Source organism: Streptomyces sp. NBC_00322, from assembly GCF_036147535.1.
GTDB lineage: Bacteria > Actinomycetota > Actinomycetes > Streptomycetales > Streptomycetaceae > Streptomyces.
Genome location: NZ_CP108019.1, coordinates 2,299,076 through 2,317,309, shown reverse-complemented (window position 1 = coordinate 2,317,309; position 18,234 = coordinate 2,299,076). Strand labels below are relative to the sequence as shown.

Here is an 18,234-nt window from a genome sequence, read left to right as displayed (position 1 = left end):
TTACGAGCCCTCAGCCCTGGCTCTTGGACGGGTCCTTGAGGCCGACCGTGGCGTAGTCGAGCTGACCGCCGAAGGAGGTCTGACCGTAGGCGCCGGCGATGTTGCTGCCGAGCACGAGGGGCCAGCGGCGGACCAGGACCGGTACGGCGGGTGCCTTGGCGAGGATCTCGCCGTCCAGCTGCTGCCAGGCGGTGTTGGCCTGCTTGGCGTCGGTCATGGCGGCGATTTCGTCCATCCGCTTCATGGTCGGCTCGTCGCGGAAGAGCGAGTGGTTGCCGGAGTTGCCCTTCTCCTTGATGTAGCGGCCGTCGAACACGAACGGCAGGAACGTGGAGCCGGACGGGTAGTCGGGGCACCAGCCCGTGTACGCGATGTCGGTGCGGTTCTTGGTGTCGCCGATCGTCGCGTAGAACGCCGACGGGTCGACGGTCTCGATGGTGACCTTGATTCCGGCCTTGCCCAGCGACTGCTGTATCGCCTCGGCCCGCCCCTTGTCCCCGGTCGAGACGGTCATCTTCGTCTCGAACCCGTCCGGCTTGCCCGCCTCCTTCAGCAGCTGCTTCGCCTTCTCGATGTCACCAGTCGCGGGGATCTTCAGAGTGTCCGGTTCCTTGCCGTCGAAGAGGGTGGCGGGCATGTAGGAGGTGGACAGGTCGTTGAAGGCGGGGCCGCCCGAGGCGGTGAGCACCGAGTCCCTGTCGAGCGCGTACTGCACGGCCTGACGGACCTTCACATCATTGAACGGGGCCCGCCCGGTGTGCATTTGGACCATGTCCGTGCAGTTGGTCGACTCGGCGATCAGCCGCTTGCGCACCTCGGCGTCGGGCAGCACCTTGGCCGCGCTCTCCGGCCGCAGCGCACCCCAGGAGACGGCGGAGGTGTCAGCGCCCTGGCTGGCGATCAGCCGGTCGTCGATCTGGTTCGCCTTCAGCCCCATCACCATGACCAGCTTGTCCGGGTACGCCTTGCGCACCTGGTCGGTCGAGGCGTCCCAGCTGGTGTTGCGCACCAGCACCAGCTTCTTTCCGCGCTGGTAGGACTCGATCTTGTACGGGCCCGAGGAGAACGGCCGGTTGTCGTACTGAGGCCCCTTGTCCTTGGCCTTGGGCACCGGGGCGAAGGTCGGCATGACGGTGGCGTTGGGGAACTCCGCGAAGGGCTTGCGGAGTTCGAAGACGATCGTGTGGTCGTCGGGCGTCTTGATGGAGGCGAGGTGCTTGCCCTCGGCGGGCCCCTGGTAGCCCTCGGCGCCGGCCAGGTAGCGGGCGGCGTAGTCGGCTCCGCCGGGCAGGTCGGGGGAGAAGGACCGCTCCACGTTGTACTTGATGTCCTGCGCGGTGACGGGGGTGCCGTCCTCGTACTTGACTCCCTGCTTGAGGTGGAAGGTCCAGGTCTTGGCGCCGTTGGAGGAGGTGCCGAGGTCGGTGGCGAGGTCCGGGACGAGTTCACCGCCCGCAGTGCCGGGGGCTGCCTTGTAGGTGACCAGGGTGCGGTAGAGCAGCCGGGTCCCGAACTCCATATCGCTCATCACCCAGTTGCGGGCCGGATCGAGGTGGGTGAAGTCCTGGTTGGACAGGACTGTGAGGGTGCCGCCCTTCTGCGGAGTGCCGCCGACTACGGCTCCTTGGTTGGCGGTCGCAGGGTTCTTGCCGTCGGCGCCGCGGCCGCCGGACGGGTGCTTGGAGCCGGAACAGCCGGCTGCGCCGAGTGTGACGGTCGCCGCCAGGGCGGTGGCGACGGCGGTGAGGGTGCGCTTGTTCATTAGTGGTCACTCCGAGAACAGTCGGTCAGCCAGCAGCTGGAATGTGACAGGTAACATAGTAATGTGAAATTGCACTGACAAGGTGCTGGCGAGCTCGTTACTCACCTGTGTCCGAGTGGGCGCCGCCGAGGACACCGGATGCCGTCGAGGAGCGGATGGGCGCCTTGCTGGAGAGGTGAGTGCGGGCGGGTCGCGCGTAACCCTTGCCCTCGGTTGTGCAATGTGAAATATTACTGCTGTGCCCAAGAGAAACACCTCGGACGTCATCGTCGTCGGTGCGGGCGTGATCGGCGCGGCCTGCGCCTATTACGCAGCCCGAGCCGGCCTCTCCGTCACCGTGATCGACCGCGGCCCCGTCGCGGGCGGCACCACGGGTGCCGGCGAGGGCAACCTCCTGGTCTCCGACAAGGAGCCCGGACCCGAACTCGATCTCGCGCTGCTGTCCACCGGGTTGTGGCGGGAGCTGGCCGAGCTCCTCCCGCCGCAGATCGAGTACGAACCCAAGGGCGGCCTCGTCGTCGCCTCCGGGGAGGCCGGGATGCGCGCCCTGCGCGACTTCGCGGCCGGACAGGACAAGGCCGGTGTGCGGGCGGAGGAAGTCCCGCAGGACCGGTTGAACGACCTGGAGCCGCATCTGGCACCCGGCCTGGCGGGTGGCTTCCACTACCCCCAGGATGCGCAGGTCATGCCGGCCCTGGCGGCCGCGCATCTGCTGCGTGCGGGCGGCGAGCGGGTGCGCCTGAGACTCGGCGAGGAGGTCACCGGCCTGCTCACCACGGCGGACGGATCGGTACGCGGGGTGCGTACGGTGTCCGGCGACGTACATGCCCCGTACGTGGTCAACGCCGCCGGCACCTGGGGTGGCGAGCTGGCCCGGCTCGCGGGCGTCGAGCTTCCCCTGCTGCCCCGCCGCGGCTTCGTTCTCGTCACGGAACCGCTGCCGCGTGTGGTGCGGCACAAGGTGTACTCCGCGGACTATGTTGCCGATGTCGCGAGCGGCTCCGCCGCGCTGCAGACCTCGGCCGTGGTCGAGGGCACCCCGGCCGGCCCGGTCCTGATCGGTGCCAGCCGGGAACGGGTCGGCTTCGACGTCACGTTGTCGACCGAGGTGGTGCGCCGCCTGGCGGCGCAGGCCACCGCACTGTTCCCGGTCCTGGCCGGGGTCCGGGCGATGCGGACGTATGCGGGGTTCCGCCCGTACCTGCCCGACCATCTCCCTGCCATCGGCCACGATCCGCGAGTGCCGGGCCTGCTGCACGCCTGCGGCCACGAAGGCGCGGGGATCGGGCTTGCCCCGGCCACCGGGCTGCTCATCGCGCGCTGCTTGGACGGCGGTGAACTGCCGCTGGACCTGGGCCCGTTCCATCCCGGCCGCTTCGAATCCGCCGCTTGACCCGTCTGCTACGAGAGGAGGCCCGCAGTGGCCCGTACCCCCACCGACCTGGTCGGGGCGAACCCTGGCCCGTCCTTCGAGATCACGATGGACGGCAGTCCGGTCACCGCCCTGCCCGGGCAGTCCGTCGCCGCAGCCCTGTGGACTGCGGGCATCCTCGCCTGGCGCACCACGCGCAACGCCGGCCGCCCGCGGGGTGCCTTCTGTGGCATCGGGCAGTGCTACGACTGCCTCGCCACCATTAATGGGGAGCCCAACCGCAGGGCGTGTCTGGTGCCTGCCCGTCCCGGCGACGTGATCACCACCCAGGAGGGACACGGCCATGCCCGCCTCAGCGTCTGACCCGTACGACCTCGTGGTGATCGGAGCGGGATCGGCCGGTCTCGCAGGCGCCGTCACCGCCGCCGAACTCGGCCTGTCCGTTGCCCTGTTGGACGGATCGCCCCAGCACGGCGGTCAGTTCTACCGGCATCCGGCGCCCAGCCTGGGGGCGGCGCGGCCCGAGGCTCTGCACCACGACTGGGCTGCCTTCGCCGAGCTGCGCCGACGCCTGGAGCAGAGCGACGTCAGCCACCTGTCCGGACACCATGTCTGGGCGGTCACCAAGGAGGACCATGGTCTGTGGGCGGTGCACGCCGTCACCGGGTCCGACGGCACCGCGGAGCGGTCGGCGCGGGTGCGGGCCCGTACGGTCCTGCTCGCGACCGGGGCGTACGAGCGCCAACTGCCCTTTCCCGGCTGGACCTTGCCGGGTGTCGTGGGTGCCGGTGGAGCGCAGGCCATGCTCAAGTCCGGCCTGGTGCTGCCCGGTAGGCGCATCGTCGTGGCGGGCAGCGGCCCCCTGCTGCTGGCGGTCGCCACCTCACTGGCTGCCGCGGGGGCGCGCGTCCCGGCCGTGGTCGAGGCATCCGGCTATCTGCGGTACGCCCGCCGCCCCCGGGCGCTCGTCACCAACCCGCACAAGCTGGCGGAGGCGGCGGTCCACGGTGCCGCTCTGCTGCGGCACCGGGTGCGGCTACGGCTGCGCAGCGCGGTCACCCAGGTGCACGGCACCGACCGGGTGGAGGCCGTAACCGTCGCCCGGCTCGACCGCGACTGGCGGCCCGTACAGGGGGCGGACCGGCGGATCGAGTGCGACGCGCTCGCTGTGGGGCACGGCCTTGCCCCGCAGATCGAACTGGCCACCGCACTCGGCTGCGCCACCCGCCCCTTGGCGGACGGGACATCCGCCCTGGCCCTGGACGGCCTTCAGGAAACCTCGGTGCGTGGCCTGTGGGCGGCGGGGGAGACCGGGGGGGTCGGTGGCGCGCAGCTCGCCCGCTCGGAAGGAGAACTGGCCGGGCTGGCGGCTGCCGCCAGACTGCTCGGGCACCCCGTCCGTGAGGGGCGCGTTCGCGAGCTGCAACGCCGCCGGGACCGCATGCGCGCCTTCGCCGACGCGATGACCGCCGCCCATGCCCCGGCACCGGGCTGGGCGGGCTGGCTGACCGACGACACGGAGGTGTGCCGCTGTGAGGAAGTGTCGGCCGGAAGCATCCGCGAAGCCGTCGCCGACCTCGGGGCCCGCGACGCACGCACCGTCAAGCTCCTCACTCGGGCCGGTATGGGATGGTGTCAGGGGCGTATGTGCGCAGCGGCTGTAGCGTGCCTCGCGGCCCGCGATGGTGCCGTGGAACCACCCGCTGAACGCCGTCCGTTCGCCGTGCCTGTTCCGCTCTCGGCACTCGCCTCGCTCGACGAACCCGCCGAGATCCGGCCCGACCCGACCCCGGGCGCCGACCACTGACCCGCGGTTTGCCCTTGTGGGCACCGCACACCTGGCAGTAAAATGTCACACATTATAGAGAGGGCTTACACATGACAGGCACCGCCTGGAACAGCACCCGTCCCTGGCGCGGGATCATGGTGGCCACCGCGCTGCCCCTGCGCGACGATCTGTCCGTCGACTACGACGCGTACGCCGAGCACGTCCGCTGGCTGATCGAGAACGGCTGCGACGGTGTCGTGCCGAACGGTTCGCTCGGCGAGTACCAGACCCTCACCGACGAGGAGCGGGCCCGCGTGGTCCGTACCGCCGTCGACGCTGCGGGCGACGGCGCGCGGGTCATGCCCGGTGTCGCCGCCTACGGCAGCGCCGAGGCCCGCCGCTGGGCGGAGCAGGCGGCCGAAGCCGGCTGCGGCTCGGTCCTCCTGCTGCCCCCGAACGCCTACCGGGCCGACGAGCAGGCAGTCCGCGCCCACTACACCGAGGTCGCCGAGGCGGGGGTGCCGGTCGTCGCGTACAACAACCCCATCGACACCAAGGTGGATCTGACGCCCGGGATGCTGGCCCGGCTGCACCAGGACGGCAGCATCGTCGCCGTCAAGGAGTTCACCGGCGATGTACGGCGCGCGTACGAGATCGCCGAACTCGCTCCGGAACTCGACCTGCTGATCGGCGCGGACGACGTCCTGCTCGAACTCGCCCTGGCCGGTGCGGTCGGCTGGATCGCCGGATACCCCAACGCCTTCCCCGCCACCTGCGCCGAGCTGTACAACGCCGCCGTCGCCGGTGACCTGGACACCGCCCTGCCGCTCTACAAGTCCCTGCACTCGCTGCTGCGCTGGGATTCGAAGACGGAGTTCGTCCAGTCCATCAAGCTGTCCATGGACATCGTCGGCCGCCGTGGTGGCCCCACCCGCCCGCCGCGCTTCCCTCTCACGGGGGAGATCGAGGCCGGAGTCCGAGCTGCCACCGAGAAGGCCGTCGCCGACGGTCACCACTGACCGCATCCGCGCTGCTTCGAAAGGATTCATCGTGCGCACGCGACACGTCTTCCACGCCGTCGATTCGCACACCGAGGGCATGCCCACCCGGGTGATCACCGGCGGCGTCGGGGTGATCCCCGGCGCCACCATGGCCGAGCGCCGGCTGCACTTCATCGAGCATCTGGATCATCTCCGGACGCTTCTGATGTACGAGCCGCGCGGCCATGCCGCGATGAGCGGAGCGATCCTCCAGCCGCCGACCCGGCCCGACGCCGATTTCGGGGTCCTCTACATCGAGGTGTCCGGGCTGCTGCCGATGTGCGGGCACGGCACGATCGGCGTCGCCACCGTTCTCGTCGAGACGGGCATGGTGCCGGTGAGCGAACCGGTCACCACGGTGCGGCTCGACACCCCGGCCGGCCTTGTCAGCGTCGACGTAGCGGTCCTGGAGGGCGTGGCGAAGTCGGTCACGTTCACCAATGTGCCTGCCTTCTGTGTCGGCCTGGACCTCAAGGTGGACGTCCCCAGGTACGGGACGGTCACCTACGACCTCGCGTTCGGCGGCAACTTCTACGCCTTCGTCGACCTCGACGACCTGGGGCTGCCGTTCGACCGCGCCCGCAAGGACGACCTGCTGGCTGCCGGGCTCGCGGTCATGGACGCGATCAACGCCTCGCCGGACCGGCCCGTCCACCCGGAACAGCCGGAGATCGCCGGGGTCAAGCATGTCTACCTGACGGCACCCGGCTCGAACGCCGACCACTCGCGGCACGCGATGGCGATTCACCCGGGCTGGTTCGACCGCTCCCCGTGCGGCACCGGCACCTCGGCACGGATGGCACAGTTGCACGCTCGCGGTGCATTGCCCCTGGGCCGCGATTTCGTCAACGAGTCCTTCATCGGGACGCGCTTCACCGGCCGCCTCCTCTCCGAGACGGAGGTCGGCGGGCTGCCCGCCGTCGTGCCGGCCATCACCGGCCGCGCCTGGATCACCGGCACCGCCCAGTACTTCCTCGACCCGGACGACCCCTTCCCCGGAGGCTTCCTCCTGTGACCAGCATCGTCTCCCACAACCCGGCCGACCCCACCGACGTACTCGTCGACATCCCGGCTCCCGGCGCGTTCGCGACGGTTGACGTCGTCGAGCGGGCCCGTGCCGCCCAGCCCGGCTGGCTGATCGGTGGCGCGGCCGCCCGTTCGGCGGCCCTCAGCGCGGTCGCCGCAGGCATCGAAGCCGCCGCTGACGAGCTTGCCGAACTCGCCGTGCGCGAGGTGGGCAAGCCGCTCGCCGAGGCCCGGGCCGAGGTCGCGCGGACCGTCGCGATCTGGCGGTATTACGCGCAGGCCCCCTACGAACCCACCGGCGCCGTGCACGAACCCGCGGCCGGCCCCGGACTCCTCCTCACCCGCCGGCGCCCGCACGGCGTCGCGGGCCTCATCACGCCCTGGAACTTCCCCTTCGCCATCCCGAGCTGGAAGGCCGCCCCGGCACTCGCCGTGGGCAACGCGGTCGTCCTCAAGCCCGCTCCGGAAGCGACGGCCTGTGCCCAGCGGCTGGCAGAGATCGTCCAGCAGAGCCTGACAGCAGGAGTGTTCACCGTGCTGCCCGGCGGGGCGACCGAGGGCAACGCCCTCGTCTCCGCCGCCGACGTCGTCTCCTTCACCGGCTCTACAGCCGTCGGCCAGGCGGTCGCGCGTGCCGCCACGGCGCGGGGCATCCCGGTCCAGTCGGAGATGGGCGGCCTGAACGCGGCCCTCGTCCTGCCGGACGCCGACATCGAGCAGGCCGCGGTCCACATCGCCGCCGCGATCGCCGGATACGCCGGCCAGAAGTGCACCGCCACCAGCCGCGTGATCGCGGTCGGCGCGGCGCTCGACCCGCTGCGCGAGGCACTCTCCGAGGCGCTGCGGACCGTCCCGGTCGGCGACCCTGCCGACCCGTCCACCGTGTGCGGACCACTGATCAACGAACATGCTCGCGATCACGTCAGCAGTTCCTGGGACGGGTCCTCGGTGCTTGCGGGCGGTACCGTGCCCGACGGCCCCGGCTGGTACGCGGCCCCGACCCTGGTCGAGAAGGTGTCCCCGGGCCACCGGCTGCTGCGCGAGGAGGTCTTCGGGCCCATCGCGGCCCTGCTGCCCGCCGACGACCTCGCCCATGCGGTACGGATCACCAACTCGGTCCCGTACGGCCTGGTCACCTCGGTCCACACCGCGGACCTGGACACGGCCCTGAACGGACTGGATCAGCTCGACACCGGGATGATCCGGATCAACGCCCCGTCCAACGGCGTCGACTTCCATCTGCCTTTCGGCGGCGCCAAGGCATCCAGCCACGGGCCGCGCGAACAGGGTCACTCGGCCTTGGAGTTCTACACCTCCAGCCGTACGTACACCCTGTCACCTGTGAAAACAACGTGACATTGTACGCTGGTGATCCGCTCCGGCATGAAGGGATCACCACCGTTATGGGGCACCTGAAGCAGCGCGACCTCAACGCCACCCGCGAGCGGCTGCGCGACCAGGTCGCCCATGCCCTGCGGGCCGCCCTGATCTCCGGCGAGCTCCGGCCGGGCGAGGTGTACTCGGCGCCGGTCCTCGCCGAGGACTTCGGGATCTCCGCGACGCCCGTGCGCGAGGCGATGCTCGACCTGGCCCGGGAGGGCCTGGTCGAGCCCGTCCGCAACAAGGGGTTCCGGGTCACCGAGGTCAACGAGCGCGATCTCGACCAGTACACCGAGATCCGTGCCCTGATCGAGATCCCCACGGTCGGTCGGATCACCCGGTCCGCCGCTCGTGAGGCACTGGAGGCGCTGCGGCCGGTCGCCGAGGAGATCGTCCGGGCCGCGCGCGACCACGACCTCATCGGCTACCTGGAGGCCGACCGGCAGTTCCACCTCTCGCTCCTCGCCCTCTCCGGCAACGAGAGGCTCGTCGAAACCGTCGGCGACCTGCGCAAGCGATCCCGCCTGTACGGGCTCACCGCCCTCGACGAGCGCGGCGGGCTGATCCCCTCGGCCGAGGAACACCTGGAACTCCTCGACCTGATGCTCGCCGGCGACGCGAAGGGAGCGGAGAAGCTCATGGCCAAGCACCTGAGCCATGTCCGCTCCCTCTGGGCCAAGAGCGGGACCGCGGCGAAGACCGCCGGATAGCGGCCCCGGTCGCGTCGGGCTGCCGCGGCCGACTCGGGCGGCGAGCCTTCCATAACGTGGAGTCATGCGGACCCGGGGGCTCCCCACCGAGAGCCGGCCGCACCTCGGGCTCTCCTTCGGAGCGTCCCGAGGCCCCGCTCGTGTACAGGTCAGCCGCGGAGCGGGCCCTCGCAGCCGTAGGCCCTCTGTCGGTGCTCCTGCCGGTCCGATGGGGGGTGCGGCGGCATTCCCTGATCAGATGTCGCGGAAGATCTCGATCTGCGCCCCCACCGAGTTCAGCCGCTCCGCCAGCTCCTCGTACCCCCGGTTGATCACATACACATTGCGCAGCACCGATGTGCCCTCCGCCGCCATCATCGCCAGCAGTACCACCACCGCGGGCCGCAGTGCCGGCGGGCACATCATCTCCGCCGCGCGCCAGCGGGTCGGGCCCTCCACCAGGACGCGGTGGGGGTCGAGCAACTGCAGGCGGCCGCCCAGGCGGTTGAGGTCCGTGAGGTAGATCGCGCGGTTGTCGTAGACCCAGTCGTGGATCAGCGTCTTGCCCAGCGCGACCGCCGCGATCGCCGCGAAGAACGGGACGTTGTCGATGTTCAGGCCCGGGAACGGCATCGGGTGGATCTTGTCGATCGGCGCCTCCAGTTTGGAGGGGCGCACCGTCAGGTCCACCAGCCGCGTACGGCCGTTGTCCGCCGCGTACTCGGGGGAGCGGTCGTGGTCCAGGCCCATCTCCTCCAGCACCGCGAGCTCGATCTCCATGAACTCGATCGGGACCCGGCGGATCGTCAGCTCCGACTCCGTGACAACCGCCGCCGCCAGCAGGCTCATCGCCTCGACCGGGTCCTCGGAGGGGGAGTAGTCGACGTCCACGTCGATGTTCGGGATGCCGTGCACGGTCAGCGTGGTGGTGCCGACGCCCTCGACCTTGACGCCCAGCGCCTCCAGGAAGAAGCACAGGTCCTGGACCATGTAGTTGGAGGACGCGTTGCGGATGACGGTCACGCCGTCGTGCCGGGCCGCGGCCAGCAGCGCGTTCTCGGTCACCGTGTCGCCGCGCTCGGTGAGGACGATCGGGCGGTCCGGTGCGATCGCCTGCTCCACCTTCGCGTGGTAGAGGCCCTCCGTCGCGGTGATGTCCAGGCCGAAGCGGCGCAGCGCGATCATGTGCGGCTCGATGGTCCGCGTGCCGAGGTCGCAGCCACCGGCGTACGGCAGCTTGAAGCTCTCCATCCGGTGCAGCAGCGGGCCGAGGAACATGATGATCGACCGGGTCCGGCGTGCGGCCTCCGCGTCGATGGCGTCCATGTCGAACTGCGCGGGCGGCACGATCTCCAGGTCCACGCCCTCGTTGATCCAACGGGTGCGCACCCCGATGGAGTTCAGCACTTCCAGCAGCCGGAAGACCTCCTCGATACGGGCCACCCGCCGCAGCACCGTACGGCCCTTGTTGAGCAGTGAGCCGCAGAGCAGCGCGACACACGCGTTCTTGCTCGTCTTCACGTCGATGGCCCCGGACAGCCGGCGTCCGCCGACCACCCGAAGATGCATGGGCCCGGCGTAGCCGAGCGAAACGATTTCACTGTCGAGCGCCTCGCCGATGCGCGCGATCATCTCAAGGCTGATGTTCTGATTGCCCCGCTCGATGCGGTTCACGGCGCTCTGGCTGGTGCCGAGTGCCTCGGCCAACTGCGTTTGTGTCCAGCCCCGATGCTGACGGGCGTCACGGATGAGCTTGCCGATGCGTACGAGGTAGTCGTCTCCCATGGCGGCAGGCTATCTCAGATATGAGATGTGATCGCGTGGGGTGGGCCATCAGGGTGACAGGCTATGAGCAACAGGGTGTTTCGGTTCATACAGGGGCAGTTCGGCCCCGCTCGGCATCCGCACCGCGGCCAGTACCCCCCATCCCTGGTCGCTCGGCGGCTGCGAGACCTCTACCCCGCGCGCCGTGAGCCTGGCCAGGGTCCGCTGAAGGTCGTCGCACATCAGATAGAACTCCGCCTTCGGCTGATCCCCTGCTGGATGCACGGCGATCTCCGCCGGCGGCAGCTTGAAGACGAGCCAGCCGCGTCCCGCGTCGACGTGCGCGAAGCCGAGCACGTCCTTGACGAAGGCCCGGTCGGCATCCGAGTCCCGGCTGTAGAGGATCACGTGCGCACCGCTGAACATGCTCCGATACTGAATCGGGTGCACGCGCACGGCAATCCCTGGGCCGCCGTACGGGCGCCCAGGTCCCGCCGTCGGGGGAGGTCCGGGCATGACCGGGCAGCGGTCATGTACTAGAGTTATCTCGACATCGAGATATCTATCGAAGGCGTACCGCAGCCGCCACCTGGTAAGGGCTACCTAACTAAGTCTTACCTTAGCGGATCGGCGAGGAGCCATGGCGGCAGCATTGCGGTAGGTACGCGCACATTGATGAAGGAGACTGTCGTGTCGGCGAACAGCTTCGACGCCCGCAGCACGCTGCGCGTGGGCGACGAGTCGTACGAGATCTTCAAGCTGGACAAGGTCGAGGGCTCCGCGCGCCTCCCTTACAGCCTGAAGGTGTTGCTGGAGAACCTGCTCCGCACGGAGGACGGCGCGAACATCACCGCCGACCACATCCGCGCGCTCGGCGGCTGGGACTCGCAGGCTCAGCCGAGCCAGGAGATCCAGTTCACGCCGGCCCGCGTGATCATGCAGGACTTCACCGGCGTTCCCTGTGTCGTCGACCTCGCCACCATGCGTGAGGCCGTGAAGGAGCTCGGCGGCGACCCGGCGAAGATCAACCCGCTGGCCCCGGCCGAGCTGGTCATCGACCACTCCGTCATCGCCGACAAGTTCGGCACCAACGAGGCCTTCGCGCAGAACGTCGAGCTGGAGTACGGCCGCAACAAGGAGCGTTACCAGTTCCTGCGCTGGGGCCAGACCGCCTTCGACGAGTTCAAGGTCGTCCCCCCGGGCACCGGCATCGTCCACCAGGTCAACATCGAGCACCTCGCTCGTACGATCATGGTCCGCGGCGGCCAGGCCTACCCCGACACCCTCGTCGGCACCGACTCGCACACCACCATGGTCAACGGCCTCGGCGTGCTGGGCTGGGGCGTCGGCGGCATCGAGGCCGAGGCCGCGATGCTCGGCCAGCCGGTCTCCATGCTCATCCCGCGCGTCGTCGGCTTCAAGCTGACCGGTGAGCTCAAGCCCGGCACCACCGCCACCGACCTGGTGCTCACCATCACCGAGATGCTGCGCAAGCACGGCGTCGTCGGCAAGTTCGTCGAGTTCTACGGCGAGGGTGTGGCCGCGACGAGCCTCGCCAACCGCGCCACCATCGGCAACATGTCGCCGGAGTTCGGTTCCACCGCCGCGATCTTCCCGATCGACGACGAGACCATCAAGTACCTGAAGCTGACCGGCCGCAGCAAGCAGCAGCTCGCGCTGGTCGAGGCGTACGCCAAGGAGCAGGGCCTCTGGCTCGACCCGGCCGCCGAGCCCGACTTCTCCGAGAAGCTGGAGCTGGACCTCTCCACGGTCGTCCCCTCGATCGCCGGCCCGAAGCGCCCGCAGGACCGCATCATCCTGGCCAACGCCAAGGAGCAGTTCGCGCAGGACGTCCGCAACTACGTCGACAACGACGACGAGGCGGGCAAGGAGTCCTTCCCGGCCTCCGACGCCCCCGCCGAGCACAACGGCGTACCGACACGCCCGACGTTGGTCACCGCCCCCGACGGCTCGACGTACGAGATCGACCACGGCGCCGTCACCGTCGCCGCGATCACCTCCTGCACCAACACCTCGAACCCGTACGTCATGGTCGCCGCCGCGCTGGTGGCCAAGAAGGCGGTCGAGAAGGGCCTGACCCGCAAGCCGTGGGTCAAGACCACGCTCGCCCCGGGCTCCAAGGTCGTCACCGACTACTTCGACAAGGCGGGGCTCACCCCCTACCTCGACAAGATCGGCTTCAACCTCGTCGGCTACGGCTGCACCACCTGCATCGGCAACTCCGGCCCGCTGCCGGAGGAGGTCTCCAAGGCCGTCAACGACCACGACCTGGCTGTTACGTCCGTCCTCTCGGGCAACCGTAACTTCGAGGGGCGCATCAACCCCGACGTCAAGATGAACTACCTGGCATCCCCGCCGCTGGTCGTCGCGTACGCCATCGCGGGCTCCATGAAGGTGGACATCACCAAGGACGCGCTGGGCATCGACCAGGACGGCAAGCCGGTCTACCTGCAGGACATCTGGCCGACCGAGGCAGAGGTCAACGACGTGGTGGCCAACGCCATCGGCGAGGACATGTTCAACAAGTCCTACCAGGACGTCTTCGCGGGCGACGCCCAGTGGCAGGCGCTGCCGATCCCGACCGGCAACACCTTCGAGTGGGACCCGCAGTCCACCTACGTCCGCAAGCCCCCGTACTTCGAGGGCATGACGATGGAGACCACCCCGGTCTCGGACATCTCCGGCGCCCGCGTGCTGGCCAAGCTGGGCGACTCGGTCACCACCGACCACATCTCCCCGGCGGGTGCCATCAAGGCGGACACCCCGGCCGGCACGTACCTCACGGAGCACGGCGTCGAGCGCCGTGACTTCAACTCCTACGGCTCGCGCCGAGGCAACCACGAGGTCATGATCCGCGGCACCTTCGCCAACATCCGCCTGCGCAACCAGATCGCGCCGGGCACCGAGGGCGGCTACACCCGCGACTTCACCGTCGAGGGCGGCCCGGTCTCCTTCATCTACGACGCCTCGCAGAACTACCAGGCCGCCGGCACCCCGCTGGTGATCCTCGCGGGCAAGGAGTACGGCTCGGGCTCGTCCCGCGACTGGGCCGCCAAGGGCACCGCGCTGCTCGGCGTCAAGGCCGTCATCGCCGAGTCGTACGAGCGCATCCACCGCTCGAACCTCATCGGCATGGGCGTCCTGCCGCTGCAGTTCCCGGAGGGCGCTTCCGCCGCCTCCTTCGGCCTGAGCGGCGAGGAGACCTTCTCCTTCACCGGCGTGAGCGAGCTGAACAACGGCACCACGCCGCGCACGGTCAAGGTCACCACCGACACGGATGTGGAGTTCGACGCGGTCGTCCGCATCGACACCCCCGGTGAGGCGGACTACTACCGCAACGGCGGCATCATGCAGTACGTGCTGCGGAACCTGATCCGCAACTAAGCACGGCAGTACGGCAGTAAGGCGAAAGGGCCGCATCCCCCGCGACGGGGATGCGGCCCATTCGTTTGCCCTTTCGTCGGCCCTCGCTGTCAGGAGAGCAGTTCGACCTCTGCGAGCGTCGCCGAGCCCGTCGCCACGAGCCGGTACTTCGCGTAGCTGCCCGGGGCACCGACCGTGAAGACGCGGGTCTGCCTGTCCCAGGCGAAGCTCTGGCCGGACCGTTTGTCCAGGTCCTTCCAGGTCGTCCCGTCCTGCGAGCCCTGCAGCACCCACCCGGCCGGGGCCTTGGCCCGTGCCGACGAGGTGAGCGTGTACTGCACCGCCCGGGTCCCCGGCGCCACCGGCAGCTCGGCCGTCTCGAACGCGGCCTCGGTCGCCGAGGCGTTGTCGAAGAGCGGGCCGCTCCCGGTGATCGCATCGCGGCGGGGGGAGGGCGCCTTGTCGTCCTGGGTGATGGAGACCGGGGCGGCATTCTTGCCCGAGCCCCACGAGGACGGCTTCGAGCCCATGGAGAACTCCAGCGTGCCGCCCCGCGCGATCAGCTCGTGCGGAAGGGCGGTGGAGTTCCACGCCTTGCCGTTCACCCGCAGGCTCTGCACGTAGATGTTCCGCGTGCTGTTCTTCGGGGCCTTGACCACCAGATCGTGGCCGTTCTCCAGATGGACCGTCGCCTTCGTGAACAGCGGCGACCCGATCGCGTACTCGCCACTGCCCATCACCAGCGGGTAGAAGCCGAGCGCGGAGAAGAGATACCAGGCCGACTGCTCGCCGTTGTCCTCGTCGCCGTGGTAGCCCTGCCCGATCTCGCTGCCGGTGTAGAGGCGGGAGAGCACCTCGCGCACCTTCTCCTGGGTCTTCCAGGGCTGGGAGGCGGCGTTGTACATGTACGTGACGTGGTGGGCGACCTGGTTGGAGTGGCCGTACATGCCCATCCGGACGTCACGGGCCTCCGTCATCTCATGGATGACGCTGCCGTAGGAGCCGACGAACTCCGGCGAGGCCGTCTCGGGGGTGGAGAAGTACCCGTCGAGCTTCTCGCCGAGGGCCGCGCGGCCGCCGTAGAGATTGGCGAGGCCGCGGCTGTCCTGGGGGGCGGTGAAGGCATAGCCCCAGCCGTTGGTCTCGGTGTAGTCGTATCCCCACACCCGCGGGTCGAACTGCCCGGAGGGAACCCGCCAGTCGCCCTTGAGGTCGCGGCCCTGGAAGAAGCCGGCCTTGGAGTCGAAGAGGGTGACGTAGTTCCGGGCCCGGTTGAGGAAGTAGGCGGACTCCTCCTGGTAGCGGGCCTTCTTGGTCTTCTTGTAGAGCGCCTGGCCCATCTTCGCCAGGCCGTAGTCGTTGAGATAGCCCTCCAGCGACCAGGACAGGCCCTCATGGGTCTGCGTGGAGGCGTAGCCGAGGAACGGCGAGGTCTCCATGCCCTTGCGGCCCACACCCGACGCGGGCGGCACCACGGTCGCGTTCTTGAGCGCCGCCTCGTACGCCGCCTCGGCGTCGAAGTCCACGCCCTTGACGTACGCGTCGGCGAAGGCCACGTCCGAGCTGGTGCCGGTCATCAGGTCCGCATAACCGGGTGAGGACCAGCGCGAGATCCAGCCGCCGTCCTTGTACTGCTGGACGAAGCCGTCCACCAGCTCGCCCGCCTTCGTCGGGGTGAGGAAGGAGTACGCGGGCCAGGTCGTGCGGTAGGTGTCCCAGAAGCCGTTGTTGACGTACACCTTCCCGTCGACGATCTTCGCGCCGGTACGGGTCGGGGTGTCGGGTCCGGTCATCGGCGAGAACGGGCTCGCGTACTGGTGCTTGGGCCGGCTCTTGGTGCCGGTGTTCTCGAAGCCGGAGTTCGGATACAGGTACAGCCGGTACAGGCTGGAGTAGAGGGTGGTCAGCTGGTCGTGGTTCGCGCCCTCGACCTCCACCGTGCCCAGCAGTTCGTCCCAGGCGTCCTGCGCGCGGTCCCTCACCCGCTCGAAGCGGGTGCCCTGCGGGATCTCGTCGGCGAGGTTCTTCTTCGCCTGGTCGACGCTGATGAGCGACGTGGCGATACGGAGACCGACGGTGCGGTCCTCGCCCGCGCTGAAGCGGAGATGGCCGCTGACGCCCTCCGAGCCCGAGGCGGTGACCGGCGCGTCGAAGACGCCGTACACGAAGAGCCGCGTCGCGCCGGTGGACAGTCCGCTCTTGACGTCCGAGAAGCCGGTGAAGGAGCTGGTGGCCGGATCGAGGGTCAGGCCGCCTTCCCTGGTGACGTTGTCGAAGATGACGCTCGCGTCGTCACCGGGATAGGTGAAGCGCATCATCGCCGCGTGGTCGGACGGGGTGATCTCGGCCTTGAGGCCGTTCTCGAAGGTGACCCCGTAGTAGTGCGGACGAGCGGTCTCCTTCTCGTGCCGGAAGGGCAGGGCTCGCTTGGCCCGGTCGGTGTCCGGGGTGCCCGCCGCCGCCGAGGGCATCAGCTGGAAGGTCTGCCGGTCGCCCATCCAGGGGCTCGGCTCATGGCTGGCGCTGAAGGCCTGCACGGTGGGCAGATTGTCCGCGTTGTTGCCGCGCGCGTACTCGTACAGCCAGCTCTTGGACTCGGAGTTGGTCGCCGGCGTCCAGAAGTTGAAGCCGTGCGGGACGGCGGTCGCGGGGAAGGTGTTGCCGCGGGAGAAGGACCCGCTGGAGTTGGTGCCGCGGACGGTCGAGGCGTAGTCCGAAAGATGGGCGAGCCGCTTCTCGGGAGCCTTCGGCTTCAACGAGACGTCGTCGATCCAGCCCTGGAACTTCGCCGGGCCCTTGGGGGAGTCGTACGCCACCAGGATCCGGTCGACCGTCCGGCCGGAGGCGACCGCGCCGATCCTGGACGAGACCTGGTTCCACTGGTTGACATAGAGCCGCTTGGCCGCGCCCTGGCCCTGCGGAGTCAGCAGACCGCCGTGGGAGTCGGTGGCCCGAAGGTCACTCAGATAGGTGCCGTCCGTGAACGCGAGGTCCACGGACACGTTCGTGGCCGGGTAGCTGAGATCCGTCTCCGGCAGGGAGGGGAAGATCCGGTACGAGAGCTCGGTGTCGCGGCCCACGGCCGTGTTGACGTCGAAGACCTTGTTGTACGAGTAGGCCCGGCCGTCCGCCTTGTGGGTGCCGGCGTACTTCAGCGCCCGCTTGCCGGTGAACCCGACGTTGGACTTGGCGGTGGGGGAGCCGCTGGGCCCGCGGTCGACCTGGCTGCGCATGTCGTCGGGCGTGGGCGTGCTGGTGTCGCCGTTGGAGAACTGCACATCGGCGAGCTGGGTGAGGCCCGCGCCGTTGTTCTTGGTGATCTCCAGCCGATAGTGCGCATAGGCGGTGGCGTTCGCGCCGTCGGCGATGTCGTAGGTCTTGGTCTCGAAGCGCTTCTCGAAGGTCTGGCCCGCACGCGAGTCCAGGACCTTCCACTCCTTGCCGTCGGCCGAGCCCTTGAGGGTCCAGTCCTTGGGGTCGCGCTCTGCGGCGTCATTGGCCGAGGTCATGGCATACGTGACGACCTTGACCGGGGCGTCGGTGTCGAACTCGATCCAGGCGGTGGGCTCGAAGGCCAGCCATTTGGTGCCCGGCTGCAGATCGACCAGGTTCTCCTTGGTCTCGCCGGCTCCGGTGTTCTCGGCGCTGGCGCGAAGCTCTGTCACCTTATCGGTGATATTGCCCGGGATTCCGGCGGAGAATCCGCCGTCGACGCCGGATGACCGCTTCGTTCCGTCAGTGCCGACTTCAACCGTATTGCGCCAGTCCGGTTGAGGCTCGTCCGCTTCGAAGGACGAGGTGAATTCCTGTCCCGCCGAGGGGGATTGGGCGAACTGTGCGGGCAGGGCGACGGCCGCCGACTGGGCCGTCATCACGAGCAGTGAAGCGGCAGCCACGAGGGCTGCCGCACGGAATTGTCTCTGCCGAGGTCGGGTTCTGGGCTGCATCCCGGGGCCTTTCCTGCACTGGAAACCGCGTTGGACAACGTTGTCAGGCGCGATGCGCAGGCTCCAGTAGGGAGGCAAGTGCCATACGGTGTCAAGGGTGTT

General features: G+C 69.2%; 12 protein-coding genes. 8 read left to right on the top strand and 4 right to left on the bottom strand.

Annotated elements, in window-relative coordinates; genetic code table 11:
* Positions 1 to 10: 10 nt before the first annotated feature.
* Complete coding sequence (locus tag OG905_RS10475; RefSeq protein WP_328667461.1) at positions 11 to 1,762, bottom strand: ABC transporter substrate-binding protein; 1,752 nt, start codon at positions 1,760 to 1,762, stop codon at positions 11 to 13.
* Positions 1,763 to 2,000: 238 nt separating this feature from the next.
* On the opposite strand from OG905_RS10475, the gene OG905_RS10470 reads away from it, so the two are divergent.
* From OG905_RS10470 to OG905_RS10440, 7 genes are all read left to right on the top strand, one after another.
* Positions 2,001 to 3,155, top strand: a complete 1,155-nt coding sequence (locus tag OG905_RS10470; RefSeq protein ID WP_328667460.1) for an NAD(P)/FAD-dependent oxidoreductase — start codon at positions 2,001 to 2,003, stop codon at positions 3,153 to 3,155.
* Between the two features lie 27 nt (positions 3,156 to 3,182).
* Positions 3,183 to 3,497 (top strand): (2Fe-2S)-binding protein, encoded by a 315-nt coding sequence (locus OG905_RS10465; RefSeq protein ID WP_328667459.1) that lies wholly within the window; start codon positions 3,183 to 3,185, stop codon positions 3,495 to 3,497.
* Entirely contained in the window at positions 3,478 to 4,941 is a 1,464-nt protein-coding gene (locus OG905_RS10460) for an NAD(P)/FAD-dependent oxidoreductase (RefSeq protein ID WP_328667458.1), read from the top strand. The genes OG905_RS10465 and OG905_RS10460 overlap by 20 nt, the downstream gene beginning before the upstream one ends.
* A 71-nt stretch (positions 4,942 to 5,012) precedes the next feature.
* Positions 5,013 to 5,921 (top strand): dihydrodipicolinate synthase family protein, encoded by a 909-nt coding sequence (locus OG905_RS10455; RefSeq protein ID WP_328667457.1) that lies wholly within the window; start codon positions 5,013 to 5,015, stop codon positions 5,919 to 5,921.
* 31 nt (positions 5,922 to 5,952) lie between these two features.
* Positions 5,953 to 6,957: a proline racemase family protein gene (locus tag OG905_RS10450; protein WP_328667456.1), complete on the top strand. Its 1,005-nt coding sequence runs from the start codon at positions 5,953 to 5,955 to the stop codon at positions 6,955 to 6,957.
* Positions 6,954 to 8,324 carry an aldehyde dehydrogenase family protein gene (locus tag OG905_RS10445; RefSeq protein ID WP_328667455.1) on the top strand — a complete coding sequence of 457 codons (1,371 nt, stop codon included), beginning with the start codon at positions 6,954 to 6,956 and terminating at the stop codon, positions 8,322 to 8,324. The genes OG905_RS10450 and OG905_RS10445 overlap by 4 nt, the downstream gene beginning before the upstream one ends.
* Before the next feature lie 47 nt (positions 8,325 to 8,371).
* Positions 8,372 to 9,058 (top strand): GntR family transcriptional regulator, encoded by a 687-nt coding sequence (locus OG905_RS10440; protein ID WP_328667454.1) that lies wholly within the window; start codon positions 8,372 to 8,374, stop codon positions 9,056 to 9,058.
* A gap of 234 nt (positions 9,059 to 9,292) precedes the next feature.
* Here OG905_RS10440 and OG905_RS10435 read toward each other — a convergent pair whose 3' ends face one another.
* Positions 9,293 to 10,822, bottom strand: a complete 1,530-nt coding sequence (locus tag OG905_RS10435) for a helix-turn-helix domain-containing protein (protein WP_328667453.1) — start codon at positions 10,820 to 10,822, stop codon at positions 9,293 to 9,295.
* Positions 10,823 to 10,870: 48 nt separating this feature from the next.
* A complete protein-coding gene (locus OG905_RS10430; protein WP_328667452.1) occupies positions 10,871 to 11,227 on the bottom strand; it encodes a VOC family protein in 357 nt (118 codons plus the stop codon).
* Positions 11,228 to 11,491: 264 nt separating this feature from the next.
* Between OG905_RS10430 and acnA the strand changes: the two genes are divergently transcribed.
* The gene (gene acnA, locus OG905_RS10425) at positions 11,492 to 14,206 is read left to right on the top strand and encodes an aconitate hydratase AcnA (protein WP_328667451.1); all 2,715 of its coding nucleotides are present in this window, start codon (positions 11,492 to 11,494) and stop codon (positions 14,204 to 14,206) included.
* An 89-nt stretch (positions 14,207 to 14,295) separates the two neighbouring features.
* Here the strand turns inward: acnA and OG905_RS10420 are convergent, their stop codons facing one another.
* Positions 14,296 to 18,132: a GH92 family glycosyl hydrolase gene (locus tag OG905_RS10420; RefSeq protein ID WP_328667450.1), complete on the bottom strand. Its 3,837-nt coding sequence runs from the start codon at positions 18,130 to 18,132 to the stop codon at positions 14,296 to 14,298.
* Positions 18,133 to 18,234: the final 102 nt, after the last annotated feature.